This is a genomic window from Pseudomonas sp. BIGb0558 (genome assembly GCF_024807515.1).
In the GTDB taxonomy this organism is placed as follows: Bacteria; Pseudomonadota; Gammaproteobacteria; order Pseudomonadales; family Pseudomonadaceae; genus Aquipseudomonas; species Aquipseudomonas yamanorum_A.
The window spans coordinates 154,404-169,939 of record NZ_JANUEW010000001.1 but is presented as its reverse complement, the minus strand read 5'-3'; the positions used below and the strand labels follow the sequence as shown (position 1 = coordinate 169,939).

The window sequence follows — 15,536 nt, the reverse complement described above, 5'->3', positions numbered from 1 at the left end:
CTGGCTCTGCAAAACAAAATGTCGCGCAGTGTACCAGTCTCGTGGGAATTTCCCTGCAAGTTCTAGACGAGAAGCCTGTTAATGCTCGATGTCGTGCTCGCGGCTGACCACCCGTTTGCCGTCTTTTGGCGACAGTTGCAGGAAGATCGCCGCCGCCAGCATCGCCATGATGCCTACGGTGACGAAGGTCAGCTGGAACGCACCGAGCACGGTGTCGACCCCGTCGTTGCCCACTTCGGCGGTAAAACCACCCAGCAGCGCACCGGCGCAGGCCACGCCCAGGCTCAGGGACAACTGCGCCACCACCGACAGCAAACTGTTGCCACTGCTGGCCTGGGCGTCGTCGAGGTCGATCAGGGTCACGGTGTTCATCGCGGTAAATTGCAGCGAGTTGATCGCCCCCAGTATCGCCAGCATGCCGAGCAGCAACGGGTAGGGCGTGTGTTCGCTGACCAGGCCCATGCTCGCCAGCATGATGCCCAGCGCAAGGGTGTTGCCGGTGAGCACTACGCGGTAGCCCAGGCGCTCGATCAGCGGCCGGGCGATGGACTTGGCAAACATCGCCGCCGCCGCCAGGGGCAGCATGCTCATCCCAGCTTCCGACGGTGAGTAACCCAGCGCCACCTGCAACAGCAGCGGCACCAGGAACGGCAGGGCGCCGCTGCCCAGGCGGGCGAACAGGTTGCCGAGGATGCCCACGGCAAAGGTCCGGGTCTTGAACAGCACCGGCGAGAACAGCGGGTTATCGATATGCCCGGCTCGCAGCCAATACGCCGCCAGGCAGGCCAGGCCGCCGAACAGCAGCAACATCACCCGCAGGTGCGGCAGGTGCAATTCGCCCAGGCCTTCCATGGCGATGGTGATCAGCACCATCGCCGCGCCGAACAGCAGGAAGCCCACGCCATCGAACCGCGTGCGCTCGCTGCCCCGCAGGTCGGGGATGAATTTCCACACGGCGTAGCAGCCGATGATGCCCACCGGCAGGTTGATCAGGAAGATCCAGTGCCAGGTCAGGTATTGCACCATCCAGCCGCCCATGGTCGGGCCGAGCAACGGGCCGAGCAGCCCGGGAATGGTGATGAAGCCCATGATCCGCACCAGCTCCGAACGCGGGTACGCGCGCAGCACCACCAGCCTGCCCACCGGCAACATCAAGGCGCCGCCCAGGCCCTGGATGACCCGGGCGCCCACCAGCATGGTCAGCGTGCTGGAGAGTGCGCAGAGCAATGAGCCGATGCTGAACAGCATGATCGCGCCGAAGAAAATCTTCTTGGTGCCGAAGCGATCGGCCACCCAGCCCGAGGCGGGAATCAGCAAGGCCACCGTCAACATGTAGGCGATCACCACGCCTTGCATGCGCAAGGGGTTCTCCGCCAGGTCTCGGGCCATGGCCGGCAATGCAGTGTTGAGAATCGTCCCATCCAGCGACTGCATGAAGAAGGCAATCGCTACCACCCAGGGTAGCCAGCGGGCGGTCTTGGCATCGAGAGGGGTGCGATTCGGCATGAGTTACCTTTTTTTGTTAGCAGCCTATGTGTCGGCGATTATGCGCCATCGGCAGCTCCTTTTCCCACTGGCGCTTCGTCTATATCCGACAACGCCACGTCTTTCCCCACCAGGAAGTCGAGCAGCGCCCGGTGCACTGCCAGGGCCGCTTCGCGGGATTCCAGGTCGAGCAAATGGCCGGTGTGTTCGGCGGTGGCGAAGCTGCTGCGGCCCACGTATTTTTTGAACAGTTGGGCTTCATCTGCCGGGGTGTACTCGTCCAGTACGCCGTTGAGGAAGTGCACCGGGGTTTCGATCTGGCTCAGTTGCGGCAGGTAGTTGCCGTCACCGAGGGCCAGCACCTGGTGGATATGGAAGCGTGCCTGGCGATACTCGGTGGTGGCCATGGTCGACAGGTGCCGGTGGTTGTTGCGCTTGAGCCGGGGCGACAGGTATTTGCCCACGGTTTCATTCAGCAGATGGCCGACGGCGGATTTGTCATCGGCCTCGATCAGCACGCGCACCCGTTCTACGTATTCGAGCATGGCCTGGTTGAGGTTGGGCGCCAGCGCCATCACCACCGAGCTTTCAATGGACGGCGGGTTATGGGCCAGGGTCAGCAGCGTGGAAATCCCGCCCCACGAGGCAGATACCAGGTGGTTGACCTGAAAGCGCTCCACCAGTGCCCGCAGGATCTGCACTTCATCGTCCTTGGTCACAAGGTCCAGGTCGGTGTTGTACGGGCGCGAATAGCCGGAGAACGGCAGGTCGAACATCAGCACATTGAAGTGCTCCGACAGGCACTTGCTGGTGCGCGCGAACGAGCGGGTGGTGGACAGCGCGCCATTGACCAACAGCACGGTTTTTTTCTCTGGGTTGTTACCAAGCTGCTCTACGTGAACGTTGTAGTGCTTGAACAGCTTCTCAATGACAAAACTTCCATGGTTCATGTCAACGCTCCAGCTTGCCCTATCCCGGGCAAGGTCATGCATCACTTGCGTGCAAGTGGGTTGAGGACGGCGGGGTGTTGTTTGAGTTTTTTTACCGCGCGGACGTGGCTAGGTGCCACCAACCTTTATAACGAGGTTTTTGATGGGCCACAACGGGGTGGCGCAGGAAGAGAGGGATCGCAGGTGGAGAATGGATTCAGCTGTAGGAGGCGTCGTGCGTAGCAGCTGTCGAGCGCAAGCGAGGCTGCGTCCGCGGTGTGTCTGATACACCGCTGACGCAGCCTCGCTTGCGCTCGACAGCTGCTACGTATGAGTTAAAGGGTCAGGGTCAGCCGTTTTACCAAGGCGCCCGGTAATAGGTTGGACGAGGTATTGCGCTGGCTATACGTACTCGCCGACAACAGCAATTCCCGATCAGCGGTCAATGCCTCCAACTGCGAACCCAGCAGGCTGTACACGCTGTCATCAAAACGCATGGTGCTGACCGGCGCCTTGATCTCGCCGTCTTCGACCCAGAACGTGGCGAAGCGGGTCATGCCCGTCAGGCGCGCGGCGGGCTGGTCGGAGTAGTTCAGGTACCACAGGTTGCTGATGTACAGGCCAGTGCCCAACTGCTTGAGGATATCGGCCTGGGCCAGGTTGCCGGCCGCCATCTGCAACGCGCTTGGGGATTCATCGCTGCTGGCGCCGTTGGTGCTTAACCCGTATTCGGCGGCGCTGCGGGAATTCACCAGTTGGCCTTCGGCCCTGCCGCCGCTGATCAGCTTCACGTCACTGCGCGGATAACCGTCACGGGAAAATGCCGAACTCAAAGAGCCACTGACCTGTTCGTCCACCGTCACCAGCGGGCTCAACGCTTGATCGCCGGCATACAGGCGCTGCAGCGGGCTGCCCTTGCTGGCGATGGCCTGTGCGGAAAACCCGCCCCAGGTGAGCATGCTGATGATCTCTTCCATGGCCGCCGGCGCCAGGTAGGCGCGGTATTGCCCGGGTGCCAGCGGGTGCAGCGGGCGGCCGAGGAATTCCAGTTGCTCGCGGGCCTGCTGGAAACGCTGGGCGAAGGCCGCGCTGTCCCACTCGTTACCGGCGTAGCTGGCTTTTACCGCTTCGCCGTTGGCGTGGAACAGGCTGAAGTCGAAATTGAAGCTGTTGGCCTGGTGCCAACCGAAGGCGCCTGACGAACTGGCAAAGCCACGGCTGATAGGGCCGGCAGCGTAGAAGCCGACCATGTCCACACCTTCGGCGGCCTGGCTGATTGCTTCCAGCACCTGGGCCAGGTCCGGCAGCGGTCGGTCCTGCTGGTCCTTGTTTTGCCAGGCGTTGTGATTGAGCAGCAGGTACGGATCCTGGGGCAGCAACGGCAAGGTCTCGCGCAGTTGTTGCAGGCCGGCGGCCAGGCGCTGGCGGTCCAGCTCCGGCTCGCCCGCCAGGGTGATGCCGAGGTCGGCATGGCGCCCGCCGTCAATCAGCTTGAGGTTCACGCTGGCCTGCTGCACCTGGCCGGCCTGGCGTACTTTGCCGTGATTGAAACGCACGAACTCGGACGACTCTGCCGCGTAACCGAGGTGGAATTGTTCTGTCTCGGTGATGGCCTGCTTGAGCCAATCCACCAGCGCCTTGAATGTGTGCATCAGGCGTCTCCTCCAAATACATCAATGTTGCTGAATACGCAGGCCGGCGATGCATGGCCGACGCGGATCACCTGGTTGGGTTCGCCCTTGCCGCAGTTTGGCGTGCCCAGGACCCGCGAGGTACCGGCATCGCCCACGGCGCTGAGGTTGCGCCAGAACTGCGCAGAAATGGCGCGGTAGTTGGGGTTTTTCACCACGCCTTTGAGCTCGCCGTTTTCAATCAACTGGCCCCACTCGCAGCCGAACTGGAATTTGTTGCGCGCATCGTCAATCGACCAGGAACGGTTGGTGGACATCAGGATGCCGTTCTCGATACCGCCAATCAGCTGCGCCATGCTCTGGTCGCCGGGCTCGATGTTGAGGTTGGCCATGCGGTCGATCGGCGCGCGGTTCCAGCTGCAGGCGCGGCTGTTGGCCACGCCTTGCATACCGGAGCGATATTGCGACAGTGCTCCGCCCAACGGTTTGAGCAACAGGCCTTCGCGAATCAGGAACTGCTTGGTGGCCTTGGTGCCGTCGTCGTCATGGCCGTAGCTGGCAAGCTGCTCGGGAATGTCCGGGTCGAAGGTCACGTTGAGCAGGCTGGAGCCGTATTGCAGGTGGCCGAAGTCGCTGGCCTTGACGAAGCTGGTGCCGGCGTAATTGCGCTCATCGCCCAGGATGCGGTCCAGCTCCAGCGGGTGGCCGATGGATTCGTGGATCTGCAGGATCATCTGGTCGGGCAGCAGCAGCAGGTCGCGCTGGCCGTTGGGCGTGTTGGGTGCCAACAGCAATTGCAGCGCGCTGTCGGCGACTTTCGGGGCCGCGCCCACCAGGCCGAAGCGGCTGATCACGTCAAAGCCGCCTTGCTGGCCGAAGTTGGTGCCGCCCAAGGTGCGGGTCTGGCTGTCGTTGCCGTCGTAGGCGGTGACGTTGACGCCGGGGAATACAAAACGCTGGGCCTGGCGCAGTTCGGCGCCGGCGCTGTTGAGGTAGATCTGTTCGACGTGGGTGATGCCCAGGCTGACTTCCCAGTTCACCAGGCGCTCGTCCTTGGGCACGGCGGCGGATTCGGCGCCCAGCAGTTGGTAGCAATCGCTCAGGGACGGGAAGGGTTGGTCGAGGTTCGGCGACAGGTAGTCGGCGACATCGCTGGACACCGGTTGGTCGCGCAGGTCGAGCAGGGCGTGGGGCAAGATTCGCCGAGCTTGCTGTTCGGCGCGCTCAAGGGCGGCTTGCAGGCCGGGCAGGGAAATGTCGTGGGTCGCGGCGTAGGCTTCGACGCCGTTGAGGCGTACGGTGAGCATCGCGCCTTCGTCCTGGCTCAGGCTGGGCGGCTCGGCGACGTTCTTGCGTACCGACAGGTACTGGCCGGACTCGCGGACATAGCGCAGGGAAAAAAATTCGGCGGTGGTGCGCAGGGCACTGAACTGCTTTTTGAGTGTGGCGTGGTGGTCGAACATGGGGCCTTCCTTGTGGGCGGCTCGGCGCGGGCAGGCAAACAGAGTAGGCCTGGGGCGGGGAGCGGATCAAGGAAAGTGTAGGCAGGCGGGAGGTCTTGCGGTGTCAGACAGGGCCTCATCGCGGGCAAGCCCGCTCCCACATTTTTGGTTTGTGAATACAGTCAAATGTGGGAGCTGGCTTGCCTGCGATGCAGGCACCTCGGTGTATCGGTTACTGCGCGGTAGGACCCACTTCACGCATCGGCTTGCCACGCACCGGCGCGTCGCCCGCTACGTAGTAGTCCGCCGTGCTGCGCGGCAGCGGCTTGCGGCCACGGATCTTGTCGGCGATTTTCTCGGCGATCATGATCGTCGGCGCGTTCAGGTTACCGGTGGTGATGATCGGCATGATCGAGGCATCAACCACGCGCAAACCCTGCATGCCATGCACACGGCCTTCAGCGTCAACCACGGCCATCTCGTCGGTGCCCATCTTGCACGAGCAGGACGGGTGGAACGCGGTCTCGGCGTGCTCGCGGATAAATTTATCCAGTTGCTCGTCGGTCTGCACGTCGATGCCCGGGCTGATTTCGCGGCCACGGTATTGGTCGAGTGCCGGCTGTTGCATGATTTCACGGGTCAGGCGGATGCCGTCGCGGAATTCCTGCCAGTCCTGCTCGGTGGCCATGTAGTTGAAGAGGATGCTCGGGTATTCCCGCGGGTTCTTCGACTTCAGCTGCACGCGGCCACGGCTCGGCGAACGCATGGAGCCCATGTGCGCCTGGAAACCGTGCTCTTTCACACCGTTGCTGCCGTTGTAGTTAATCGCTACCGGCAGGAAGTGGTACTGGATGTTCGGCCAATCGAATTCTTCACGGGTACGGATGAAACCGCCGGCTTCGAACTGGTTGCTGGCGCCGATGCCGGTGCCGTTGAACAGCCACTCGGCACCAATGGCCGGCTGGTTGTACCAGAGCAGCGACGGGTACAGCGAGACCGGTTGGGTGCAGGCGTATTGCAGGTACAGCTCGAGGTGATCCTGCAGGTTTTCGCCGACGCCAGGCAGGTCGTGGACCACCGGGATGTCGAGGCTTTCCAGCAGTTTCGCCGGGCCAACGCCGGAGCGTTGCAGCAGTTGCGGCGAAGCGATTGCGCCGCTGCACACCAGGACTTCCTTGCGGGCGCGGGCTTCAACGCGCTCTTCGGCGGCGCCGATCAGGTAGCGCACGCCAACGGCGCGCTTGCCTTCGAACAGCACCTTGTCGGTCAGTGCGTGGGTGACGATGGTCAGCGTCGAGCGCTTCTTGGCCGTGTCCAGGTAACCGCGAGCGGTGCTGGCGCGACGGCCGTTCGGCGTCACGGTACGGTCCATCGGGCCGAAGCCTTCCTGCTGGTAGCCGTTCAAGTCTTCGGTACGCGGGTAGCCGGCCTGTACGCCTGCTTCAACCATCGCGTGGAACAGCGGGTTGTTGCCCGCTTTTGGCGTGGTCACGCTGACCGGGCCTTCGCCACCGTGGTAGTCGTTCGGGCCGATGTCGCGGGTTTCGGCTTTACGGAAATACGGCAGGCAGTCGAGGTAGGTCCAGTTTTCCAGACCCGGGAGTTTCGACCAGTTGTCGTAGTCCATCGCGTTGCCGCGGATGTAGCACATGCCGTTGATCAGTGAAGAGCCGCCGAGGCCCTTGCCGCGACCGCATTCCATCCGGCGGCCGTCCATGTGTGGCTCTGGATCGGTTTCGTAGGCCCAGTTGTAGCGACGGCCTTGCAGCGGGAACGCCAGGGCGGCGGGCATCTGGGTACGGAAATCCAGACGGTAGTCCGGGCCGCCGGCTTCCAGCAGCAGGACGGTGACGCCTTCGTCTTCGGTCAGACGGGTCGCCAGGGTGTTACCGGCGGAGCCGGCACCCACAATGATGTAGTCGTATTCTTGGGACATTGAATGCACCCTCGTGAAAGTTGGTTCAGGCTGCTTTTGTGGCGAGGGAGCTTGCTCCCGTTCGACTGCGCAGCAGTCGCAAAGTCAGCGCTCGAGTTCTGTCTGAAAGAACTGCGGTACCTGGCATGGGGCTGCTTCGCAGCCCGACGGGAGCAAGCTCCCTCGCCACATGGGCCATGCCAGGCTCAATCAGGTTTTAGAACACCGAGGCGTAGTCGCCCAGCTCAACCTGTACCGATTTGATGCGGGTGAAGTTGTTCAGCGAGCTGATCCCGTTTTCACGGCCAACACCCGACTGCTTGTAGCCACCCACCGGCATCTTCGCGTCGGACTCGCCCCAGGCGTTGATCCAGCAGATACCGGCTTCCAGCTGATGAATCACGCGGTGAGCGCGGTTCAGGTCGCGGGTCACCAAACCAGCGGCCAGGCCGAAGTCGGTGTCGTTGGCGCGGCGGATCACTTCTTCTTCGGTGTCGTAGGTGAGGATGCTCATCACCGGGCCGAAGATTTCTTCACGGACGATGGTCATGTCGTCGGTGCAGTCGGTGAACACGGTCGGTGCAACGTAGGCACCCTTGGCGTATTCGCCGTCGGTCAGGCGGTCGCCGCCGCACAGGACGCGTGCGCCTTCTTCTTTACCTTTGGCGATGTAGCCCAGCACGCTTTCCATGTGGGCAAAGCTGACCAGCGGGCCGAAGTTGGTGTTGGCATCTTCCGGGTTGCCGATGCGGATGCGCGCGACACGCTCGGCGATCTTGGCTTCGAACGCGCCTTTGAGGGCGGTCGGAACGAACACGCGAGTGCCGTTGGTGCAGACCTGGCCCGAGCTGTAGAAGTTGGCCATCATCGCGATGTCGGCGGCGCGGTCGAGGTCGGCGTCGTCGAAAATGATCAGCGGGGACTTGCCGCCCAGTTCCATGGTGACTTCCTTGAGCGACGAGCTCGAGGCGCTGGCCATGACTTTCTTGCCGGTGTCGGTGCCGCCGGTGAAGGAGACTTTCTCGATGCGCGGGTGCTCGGTCAGCCAGGTGCCGACTTCACGGCCGCTGCCGGTCAGCACGTTGAACACGCCATCCGGAACGCCGGCGGCGGTGTAGATTTCGGCCAGTTTCAGGGTGGTCAGCGAGGTGACTTCGCTTGGCTTGAAGATCATCGCGTTACCGGCGGCCAGGGCCGGGGCGGATTTCCACAGGGCGATCTGGATCGGGTAGTTCCACGCGCCGATACCGGCCACCACGCCCAGTGGCTCGCGACGGGTGTAGACGAACGACGTGTCACGCAGCGGGATCTGCTCGCCTTCAATGGCGGGCACCAGGCCTGCGTAGTATTCCAGCACGTCGGCGCCGGTGACGATGTCGACGTATTGGGTTTCGGAGTACGGCTTGCCGGTGTCCAGGGTTTCCAGGGCGGCCAGTTCGTCGTTGCGCTCACGCAGGATATCGACGGCGCGACGCAGGATGCGCGAACGCTCCATGGCGGTCATGGCGGCCCAGATTTTCTGGCCCTTTTCGGCGCTGACCACAGCGCGCTCGACGTCTTCTTTAGTGGCGCGTTGCACGTTGGCGAGAACTTCACCGTTAGCCGGGTTGATGGCTTCGAAAGTGGCATCGCTGCCAGCGTCGGAGTAGCCGCCGTCAATGTAGAGTTTTTGCAGTTCGAAACGGGCCATAAAGTCCTCGCAAGTGCATAAGTGGTTGGCGCGGTTCGGGAGTTGAGCGTCTATGTGTGCTCTAACTCACCTGCTTGGCCAATTGGAAATCCATGTATTCGTAAGCGATCCGTTGCGCCTGCTCCGTGTCGAAAGCGTCTCCCGACAGGGCGCCGCGCAACCACAAACCGTCGATCAGGGCCGCCAGGCCTCGGGCTGCGCTGCGTGCATCGGACAGCGGCAGCGCGCGGCGGAACTGGCAGCACAGGTTGGAATACAGGCGGTGATCGTTGATCCGCTGCAACCTGTGCAATGACGGGTGGTGCATGCTGGTGGCCCAGAAGGCCAGCCAGGTTTTCATCGCCGGGCCGTTGACCTGGCTGGCGTCGAAGTTGCCTTCGATGATCACCTGAAGATGCGCCCGCGGGCTGTCATCTTTCAGCGCCAACCGGCGCTCGGTGACGTTCTCGATCAGGACGTTCATCAGGTACCGCATCGTGGCGGCGATCAGGCCATTCTTGTCCTGAAAATAGTGACTGATGATGCCATTCGAGACACCGGCCAGACGGGCGATCAGCGCAATGCTGGCATCCCCCATTCCAACCTGATCGACCGCAGTCAATGTGGCTTCGATCAACTGCTGGCGGCGTATGGGTTGCATACCGACCTTGGGCATCGTGCACCTCTCCTTAGGCCTGCCAACGGGCGATAAACGTCCGTCGGCTTGTGGGCCAGTCTATTTTGTTTTGATTGAACGTTCAATCAACAAAGAATAAGATCTGCGACAAATGGTCGCTGCCTACAGGTATTTCCTACGTGTATGTGGCGCCACCTGACATCGGGAAAACCCATGAAACAGCCCGGCACAGCGGTTCGCCGTGGGTTCATGGTTTTTCGGGGTGTCTTTATACACCCGTCCGTCGACTGCCGAAAAATCGATGGCTCGGGTCATGCGTTGCCTTGTGTTTCTCTGCACTGCCCGGAGCATCTGTGCCATGAGTTCTGCCTCTCTTATAAAGACCCCGCCAGAAAAGGTGCGGGTCAACGGTTGGGTGTTCTACACCTCCACCGCGCTGATTCTGTTGTTGACCGCGATTCTGATCATCGCCCCGCAGGAAGCCGGCAGGATGCTCGGTGTGGCCCAAGCCTGGTTGTCGAAAAGCTTTGGCTGGTACTACATGGTCGTGATCGCCGCCTACCTGGTGTTTGTGGTGGGCCTGGCGTTTTCGTCCTACGGTAAATTGAAACTGGGCAGCAAGGACGACACCCCGGACTTCAGCTACGGCGCCTGGGCCGGCATGCTCTTCTCGTCGGGCATCGGCATCTCGCTGCTGTACTTCGGCGCTTCCGAGCCGCTGGACCACTACTTCAACCCGCCTGAAGGCGCGTCGGCCACCGGCGAAGCCGCACGCCAGGCGTTGCAGCTGACGTTCCTGCACTGGGGCCTGCACGGCTGGGCGATCTACGCACTGGTCGGCCTGGCCGTGGCGTACTTTGCCTACCGTCATAACCAGCCGCTGGCCCTGCGCTCGGCGTTGTACCCGCTGGTGGGCGAGCGCTGGGTGAAGGGCGCGGCCGGTCACGCAGTGGACGGCTTCGGCATGTTCGTGACCCTGCTGGGCCTGGTGACGAACCTGGGGATTGGTTCGATGCAGGTGTCGTCCGGGTTGGAAAACCTGTTCGGCATGCAGCACAGCAACACCAACCTGCTGATCGTGATCATCGTGATGAGCACCGTGGCGACCATCGCTGCCGTGTCGGGTGTGGAGAACGGCATTCGCCGCCTGTCCAACCTGAACATCGTGCTGTTCAGCGGCCTGCTGATTTTCGTGCTGCTGTTTGGCCCGACCCTGCACTTGCTTAATGGCCTGGTGCAAAACACTGGCGACTACCTGAACGGCATCGTGCTGAAAACCTTCGACCTCTATGTGTACGAAGGCGACGCCGACAAGACCGAGCGCTGGATGGGCCTGTGGACCCTGTTCTACTGGGCCTGGTGGATTTCCTGGGCGCCATTCGTGGGCATGTTCATCGCGCGTATTTCCCGTGGTCGCACGGTGCGTGAACTGGTGGCCGGCGTGCTGCTGATCCCGCTGGGCTTCACCCTGGCGTGGCTGTCGATCTTCGGCAACTCGGCCCTGGACCTGGTGTTGAACCATGGTGCGGTGGAGTTGGGCAAGACAGCGCTGGAACAGCCGTCCATGGCGATCTACCAACTGCTTGAGCATTACCCGGCGTCGAAGATCGTGATCGGTGTGTCGATCTTTGTGGGCTTCGTACTGTTCCTGACCCCGGCGGATTCCGGCGCGGTGATGATGGCGAACCTTTCCTGCAAGGGCGGCAACGTTGACGAAGATGCGCCGCACTGGCTGCGGATTTTCTGGTCGGCGGTGATCACCCTGGTGACCATCGGGCTGTTGTTCGCCGGTAACTTCGAAGCCATGCAAACCATGGTGGTGCTGGCAGGTTTGCCGTTCTCGGTGGTGCTGGTTTTCTTCATGTTCGGTCTGCACAAGGCGATGCGCCAGGACGTGGCGATTGAGCTTGAGCAGGCGCAACTGGCCGAGCGTGGCCGTCGTGGTTTCAGCGAGCGCCTGACCGCCCTGGACCTGCAACCGAGCCAGGGTACCGTGCAGCGCTTTATGGACAAACATGTCACGCCGGCGCTGGAAGAAGCGGCGACTGCGTTGCGTGATCAGGGCCTGGAAGTGCAAACCCTGCTGGGCAAATCCAAGCGCTGCATTGGTGTGCGCATCGAGATGGAAGAGGGTAATCCGTTTGTCTACGAGGTGAGCCTGGATGCTTATTCGTCGGCACCGAACGATTTGCCCGAGGAAGAGCGCACGCGCTACTACCGCGCCGAGGTTTACCTGCACAACGGGCCTCAGGAATACGACCTGATGGGCTTTGCCCAGGAACAGATCACCCGGGACGTGCTCGATCAGTTTGAAAGCCATCGGCAGCTCCTTGGCCGTGTCTATAGCTGATGGTTGAGCCGAGCGGCGCCTTCACTGGCGCCGCTGTTCCAAGGTCGGAATGGGGTCAAATGTGGGAGCTGGCTTGCCTGCGATTGCAGTGGTGAATTCACTGCAGCTATCGCAGGCAAGCCAGCTCCCACATTGACCCCGTTCCTTCAGGAGGATTTACCCCAGGTTCTTGCCCAGGAGGGCATGGTAGAGCTCACTGTCACCCAAAATCCCCACCACCTTGTCGTTGTCCTGCAGCACCAGCTTGTTGCCGGTCTGATAGCGAATCTGCAACGCCTCACGCATCCCGATATTGGAATCCACCAACGTCGGCATCCGCCCCAAACCTTCCACCGATTGCCCCGGTACCCAGTTCTGCAGGTTCAACGGTGTACCGTTCTGCCGTGCGCCCTTGATCACGTTGCCTTCGGCCAGGTCCAGCCACGAGTCGCCGCCCGGGTCCAGGCTGATGGAGCCGTTGACGCGGGTGCAGTTGTCCACCGTGCGCATCAGGCTGCGGCCACACAGCACATTCAGCGGGTTGGTGTGGGCCACAAAGGTGCGCACATAGTCGTCCGCCGGGTTCAGCACGATCTCTTCCGGCACGCTGTACTGGATGATCCGGCCGTCTTTCATGATCGCAATGCGGCTGCCGAGTTTCAGCGCCTCATCCAGGTCGTGGCTCACAAATACGATGGTCTTGCTCAGCTTGCGTTGCAGCTCCAGCAGCTCGTCCTGCAAGCCCTGGCGGATCAGCGGGTCGAGTGCGGAGAAGGGTTCGTCCATCAGCAGGATATCGGCGTCCATCGCCAGGGCGCGGGCCAGGCCGACGCGCTGCTGCATGCCGCCGGAAAGCTCGTCGGGCTTCTTGTTGCGCCACTGCGACAGGCCCACCAGTTCCAGCTTGTCGTCCACCAGCTTGCGCCGTTCTTTCTCGGGCCGGCCCTGCATCTCCAGGCCGAAGCTGATGTTTTCGCGCACCGTCAGCCAGGGCATCAGGGCGAACTTCTGGAACACCATGGCGATGCGCTGGGTGCGCATCATTTTCAGCTCGGCGGGGGTGCAGGAAGCGATGTCGATCTGCCGACCTTCATGCTCCACAAACAGCTTGCCGCGGCTGACCGTGTTCAAGCCGTTGATGCAGCGCAGCAGGCTCGACTTGCCCGAACCGGAGAGCCCCATCAGCACGCAGATTTCGCCTTTCTCCACATCCAGGCTGGCGTTTTCAACGCCGACAATCTGCCCGGTCTTTTTCAGGATCTCGTTGCGCGTCATGCCCTGGTCCAGCAGCTTGAGCGCCTCACGCGGGTCTTTGGAAAAGATCACGTCGACATTTTCGAATCGGATAATGCTCATGCATCACCCCCTACTTTGGCGTCGGGTTGTTTGCAGATGCGGTCGAGCATGATGGCCAGCAATACGATCGCCAGGCCTGCTTCAAAGCCCAGGGCGATATCAGCGGTGTTCAGCGCGTTGACCACCGGTTTGCCGAGGCCGTCGGCGCCCACCAGGGCCGCGATCACCACCATCGACAACGACAGCATGATGCATTGGGTAATGCCGGCGGCGATGCTCGGCATGGCGTGGGGCAGTTCGATCCGCGAGAGCAACTGACGGCGCGAGCAGCCAAAGGCCTTGCCGGCGTCCATCAACTCTTGCGGCACATCACGGATACCCAGGTAAGTCAGACGGATAGGCGCGGCAATCGCAAACACCACCGTGGAAATCAGCCCGGGCACCACACCCAGCCCGAAGAGGGTCAGGGTAGGGATGAGGTAGACGAAGGTCGGTACGGTCTGCATCAGATCGAGCACCGGCCGCATCAGGGTGTAGAACATCGGTTTGTGCGCGGCAACAATGCCCAGCGGCACGCCGATCACCACGCAGACCAGGGTGGCGAACAGCACCTGCGCCAGGGTCTCCATGGTTTCCTGCCAGTACCCCAGGTTCAGGATCAGCAGGAAGGAGGCGATGACAAAAACGGTCAGGCCCCATTTGCGTTGAATGAAATGAGCGAGCAGCGCAATCAGACCGATCAATGCCAGCGGATTGAACCAGGTCAGCGCGAACGTCACGCCGTGGATCATCGTTTCCAGGGTCGATGCGATTGCGTCGAAGTAGGCGGCCCCGTGTTGGGTCAACCATTCAACGAAGGCAGCGATGTACTGGCCTAGCGGGATTTTATGTTCAGTCAGCATGGTAGTGAATGTCCACATGCGAAGAGGAAAAACATCCCGGGCCAGCGTACCGGCCCGGGGTCAGCGGTTACTTGGCGAGGTAAGCTTTGACGGCCTCCAGTCCTGGTTTGCCATCGACAGTGGTCACACCGGCCAGCCAGGTGTCGAGCACTTGCGGGTTCTTCTTCAGCCACGCCTTGGCGGCTGCGTCAGGCTTCATTTTGTCGTCCAGGACGTTACCCATCAGGGTGCTTTCCATGTTCAGGGTGAACGACAGGTTTTTCAGCAGCTGGCCCACGTTGCTGCATTCCTGGGTGTAGCCCTTGCGAACGTTGGTGTAGATGGTGGCCTGGCCGTAGTTGGGGCCGAATGAATCATCACCCCCGGTCAGGTACTTCATCTTGAAGCGGGTGTTCATCGGGTGCGGTTCCCAGCCGAGGAACACGATGGCCTGGTCGCGTTTGGTGGCGCGTTCCACCTGCGAGAGCATCCCGGCTTCGCTGGACTCGACCACTTTGAAGCCTGCGGTTTTCAGGCCGAAAGCGTCTTTGTCGATGAGGGTCTGGATGGTGCGGTTACCGTCGTTGCCCGGCTCGATCCCGTAGATCTTGCCGCCCAGTTCGTCCTTGAATTTGACGATGTCGGCGAAGTCTTTCAGGCCCTTGTTGTACAGCGCTTCCGGCACGGCCAGGGTGTATTTGGCGTTTTCCAGGTTGGCGCGCACGGTTTCCACAGTGCCGGCATCACGGTACTGCTTGATGTCGTTTTCCATGGTCGGCATCCAGTTGCCGAGGAAGATGTCCATGTTCTTGCCGTCGGCCAGGGACTTGTAGGTCACCGGGACGGAAATCATCGTGGTGCGGGGTTTGTAGCCGAGGCCCTTGAGGACTTCGCTGGTGGTGGCCGTGGTGACGGTGATGTCGGTCCAGCCGACATCGGAGAAGTTGACGGTCTGGCATTGCGCCGGTTCTGCAGCGTGAGCCAGGACTGGCAGACTCAGCATGGCGGCCAACAACAACGACGGGGAACCTTTCATGGGGGTGGACTCCTGGTGTTTTTCTGGCGGCAATAACACCGCGCTTATAGGTGTTGCGGTTGGGCGTGCGGCACAGCTCTGCCACGCAACTGTGCAAACGAGTCGAGACTGATCATGTACCAGTGAAAATCTGACGCCTACAGGGGGCGTCGTATCCAGTACAGGGATGGTCGTATCCAGTGTCGGTGACGTCGCTTACAGATTTTTTCCACGACAAAACTGCACTTTTTACCGATCTGCACCGCAAAAAACGGCCAAAACGTCGCCTTCCACAACAGCGGCGCTG

General features: G+C 61.6%; 11 protein-coding genes. 1 reads left to right on the top strand and 10 read right to left on the bottom strand.

Translation table 11 applies throughout. The annotated features are described in order from the left end of the window. Positions 1-78: 78 nt before the first annotated feature. From mdtD to betI, 7 genes are all read right to left on the bottom strand, one after another. Entirely contained in the window at positions 79-1,506 is a 1,428-nt protein-coding gene (gene mdtD / locus M2400_RS00750) for a multidrug transporter subunit MdtD (RefSeq protein WP_177043162.1), read from the bottom strand. Between the two features lie 38 nt (positions 1,507-1,544). Further along, positions 1,545-2,435 carry an alpha/beta fold hydrolase gene (locus M2400_RS00745; RefSeq protein ID WP_177043163.1) on the bottom strand — a complete coding sequence of 297 codons (891 nt, stop codon included), beginning with the start codon at positions 2,433-2,435 and terminating at the stop codon, positions 1,545-1,547. Positions 2,436-2,749: 314 nt separating this feature from the next. Continuing rightward, on the bottom strand, positions 2,750-4,066 hold the full coding sequence (locus M2400_RS00740; protein ID WP_259195614.1) for a TldD/PmbA family protein: 1,317 nt from the start codon (positions 4,064-4,066) through the stop codon (positions 2,750-2,752). Then, entirely contained in the window at positions 4,066-5,508 is a 1,443-nt protein-coding gene (locus M2400_RS00735) for a TldD/PmbA family protein (protein WP_259195615.1), read from the bottom strand. The genes M2400_RS00740 and M2400_RS00735 overlap by 1 nt, the downstream gene beginning before the upstream one ends. A gap of 211 nt (positions 5,509-5,719) precedes the next feature. Next, positions 5,720-7,423: a choline dehydrogenase gene (gene betA, locus M2400_RS00730; RefSeq protein WP_177043166.1), complete on the bottom strand. Its 1,704-nt coding sequence runs from the start codon at positions 7,421-7,423 to the stop codon at positions 5,720-5,722. 196 nt (positions 7,424-7,619) lie between these two features. Then, entirely contained in the window at positions 7,620-9,092 is a 1,473-nt protein-coding gene (gene betB, locus M2400_RS00725) for a betaine-aldehyde dehydrogenase (protein WP_177043167.1), read from the bottom strand. 61 nt (positions 9,093-9,153) lie between these two features. Further along, entirely contained in the window at positions 9,154-9,747 is a 594-nt protein-coding gene (gene betI / locus M2400_RS00720; RefSeq protein WP_177043168.1) for a transcriptional regulator BetI, read from the bottom strand. A gap of 376 nt (positions 9,748-10,123) precedes the next feature. Between betI and M2400_RS00715 the strand changes: the two genes are divergently transcribed. After that, positions 10,124-12,058 (top strand): BCCT family transporter, encoded by a 1,935-nt coding sequence (locus M2400_RS00715; protein ID WP_259195640.1) that lies wholly within the window; start codon positions 10,124-10,126, stop codon positions 12,056-12,058. 156 nt (positions 12,059-12,214) lie between these two features. On the opposite strand, the gene choV is transcribed toward M2400_RS00715, so the two are convergent. The 3 genes from choV to M2400_RS00700 form a co-directional block, all read right to left on the bottom strand. Next, positions 12,215-13,393, bottom strand: a complete 1,179-nt coding sequence (gene choV / locus M2400_RS00710) for a choline ABC transporter ATP-binding protein (protein ID WP_177043170.1) — start codon at positions 13,391-13,393, stop codon at positions 12,215-12,217. Further along, the gene (gene choW, locus M2400_RS00705) at positions 13,390-14,235 is read right to left on the bottom strand and encodes a choline ABC transporter permease subunit (protein WP_003216909.1); all 846 of its coding nucleotides are present in this window, start codon (positions 14,233-14,235) and stop codon (positions 13,390-13,392) included. Before choW ends, choV begins: the two co-directional genes overlap by 4 nt. 67 nt (positions 14,236-14,302) lie before the next feature. Beyond that, positions 14,303-15,250 (bottom strand): choline ABC transporter substrate-binding protein, encoded by a 948-nt coding sequence (locus M2400_RS00700; protein WP_017476446.1) that lies wholly within the window; start codon positions 15,248-15,250, stop codon positions 14,303-14,305. Between the last annotated feature and the right edge of the window lie 286 nt (positions 15,251-15,536).

What these genes read in the sequence shown, in the direction of transcription:
- M2400_RS00740 (WP_259195614.1), bottom strand. Translation starts at nt 4,066, where the DNA reads ATGCACACATTCAAGGCGCTGGTGGATTGGCTCAAGCAGGCCATCACC.
- choW (WP_003216909.1), bottom strand. Translation starts at nt 14,235, where the DNA reads ATGCTGACTGAACATAAAATCCCGCTAGGCCAGTACATCGCTGCCTTC.
- M2400_RS00735 (WP_259195615.1), bottom strand. Translation starts at nt 5,508, where the DNA reads ATGTTCGACCACCACGCCACACTCAAAAAGCAGTTCAGTGCCCTGCGC.
- choV (WP_177043170.1), bottom strand. Translation starts at nt 13,393, where the DNA reads ATGAGCATTATCCGATTCGAAAATGTCGACGTGATCTTTTCCAAAGAC.
- betB (WP_177043167.1), bottom strand. Translation starts at nt 9,092, where the DNA reads ATGGCCCGTTTCGAACTGCAAAAACTCTACATTGACGGCGGCTACTCC.
- betI (WP_177043168.1), bottom strand. Translation starts at nt 9,747, where the DNA reads ATGCCCAAGGTCGGTATGCAACCCATACGCCGCCAGCAGTTGATCGAA.
- M2400_RS00745 (WP_177043163.1), bottom strand. Translation starts at nt 2,435, where the DNA reads ATGAACCATGGAAGTTTTGTCATTGAGAAGCTGTTCAAGCACTACAAC.
- mdtD (WP_177043162.1), bottom strand. Translation starts at nt 1,506, where the DNA reads ATGCCGAATCGCACCCCTCTCGATGCCAAGACCGCCCGCTGGCTACCC.
- M2400_RS00700 (WP_017476446.1), bottom strand. Translation starts at nt 15,250, where the DNA reads ATGAAAGGTTCCCCGTCGTTGTTGTTGGCCGCCATGCTGAGTCTGCCA.
- betA (WP_177043166.1), bottom strand. Translation starts at nt 7,423, where the DNA reads ATGTCCCAAGAATACGACTACATCATTGTGGGTGCCGGCTCCGCCGGT.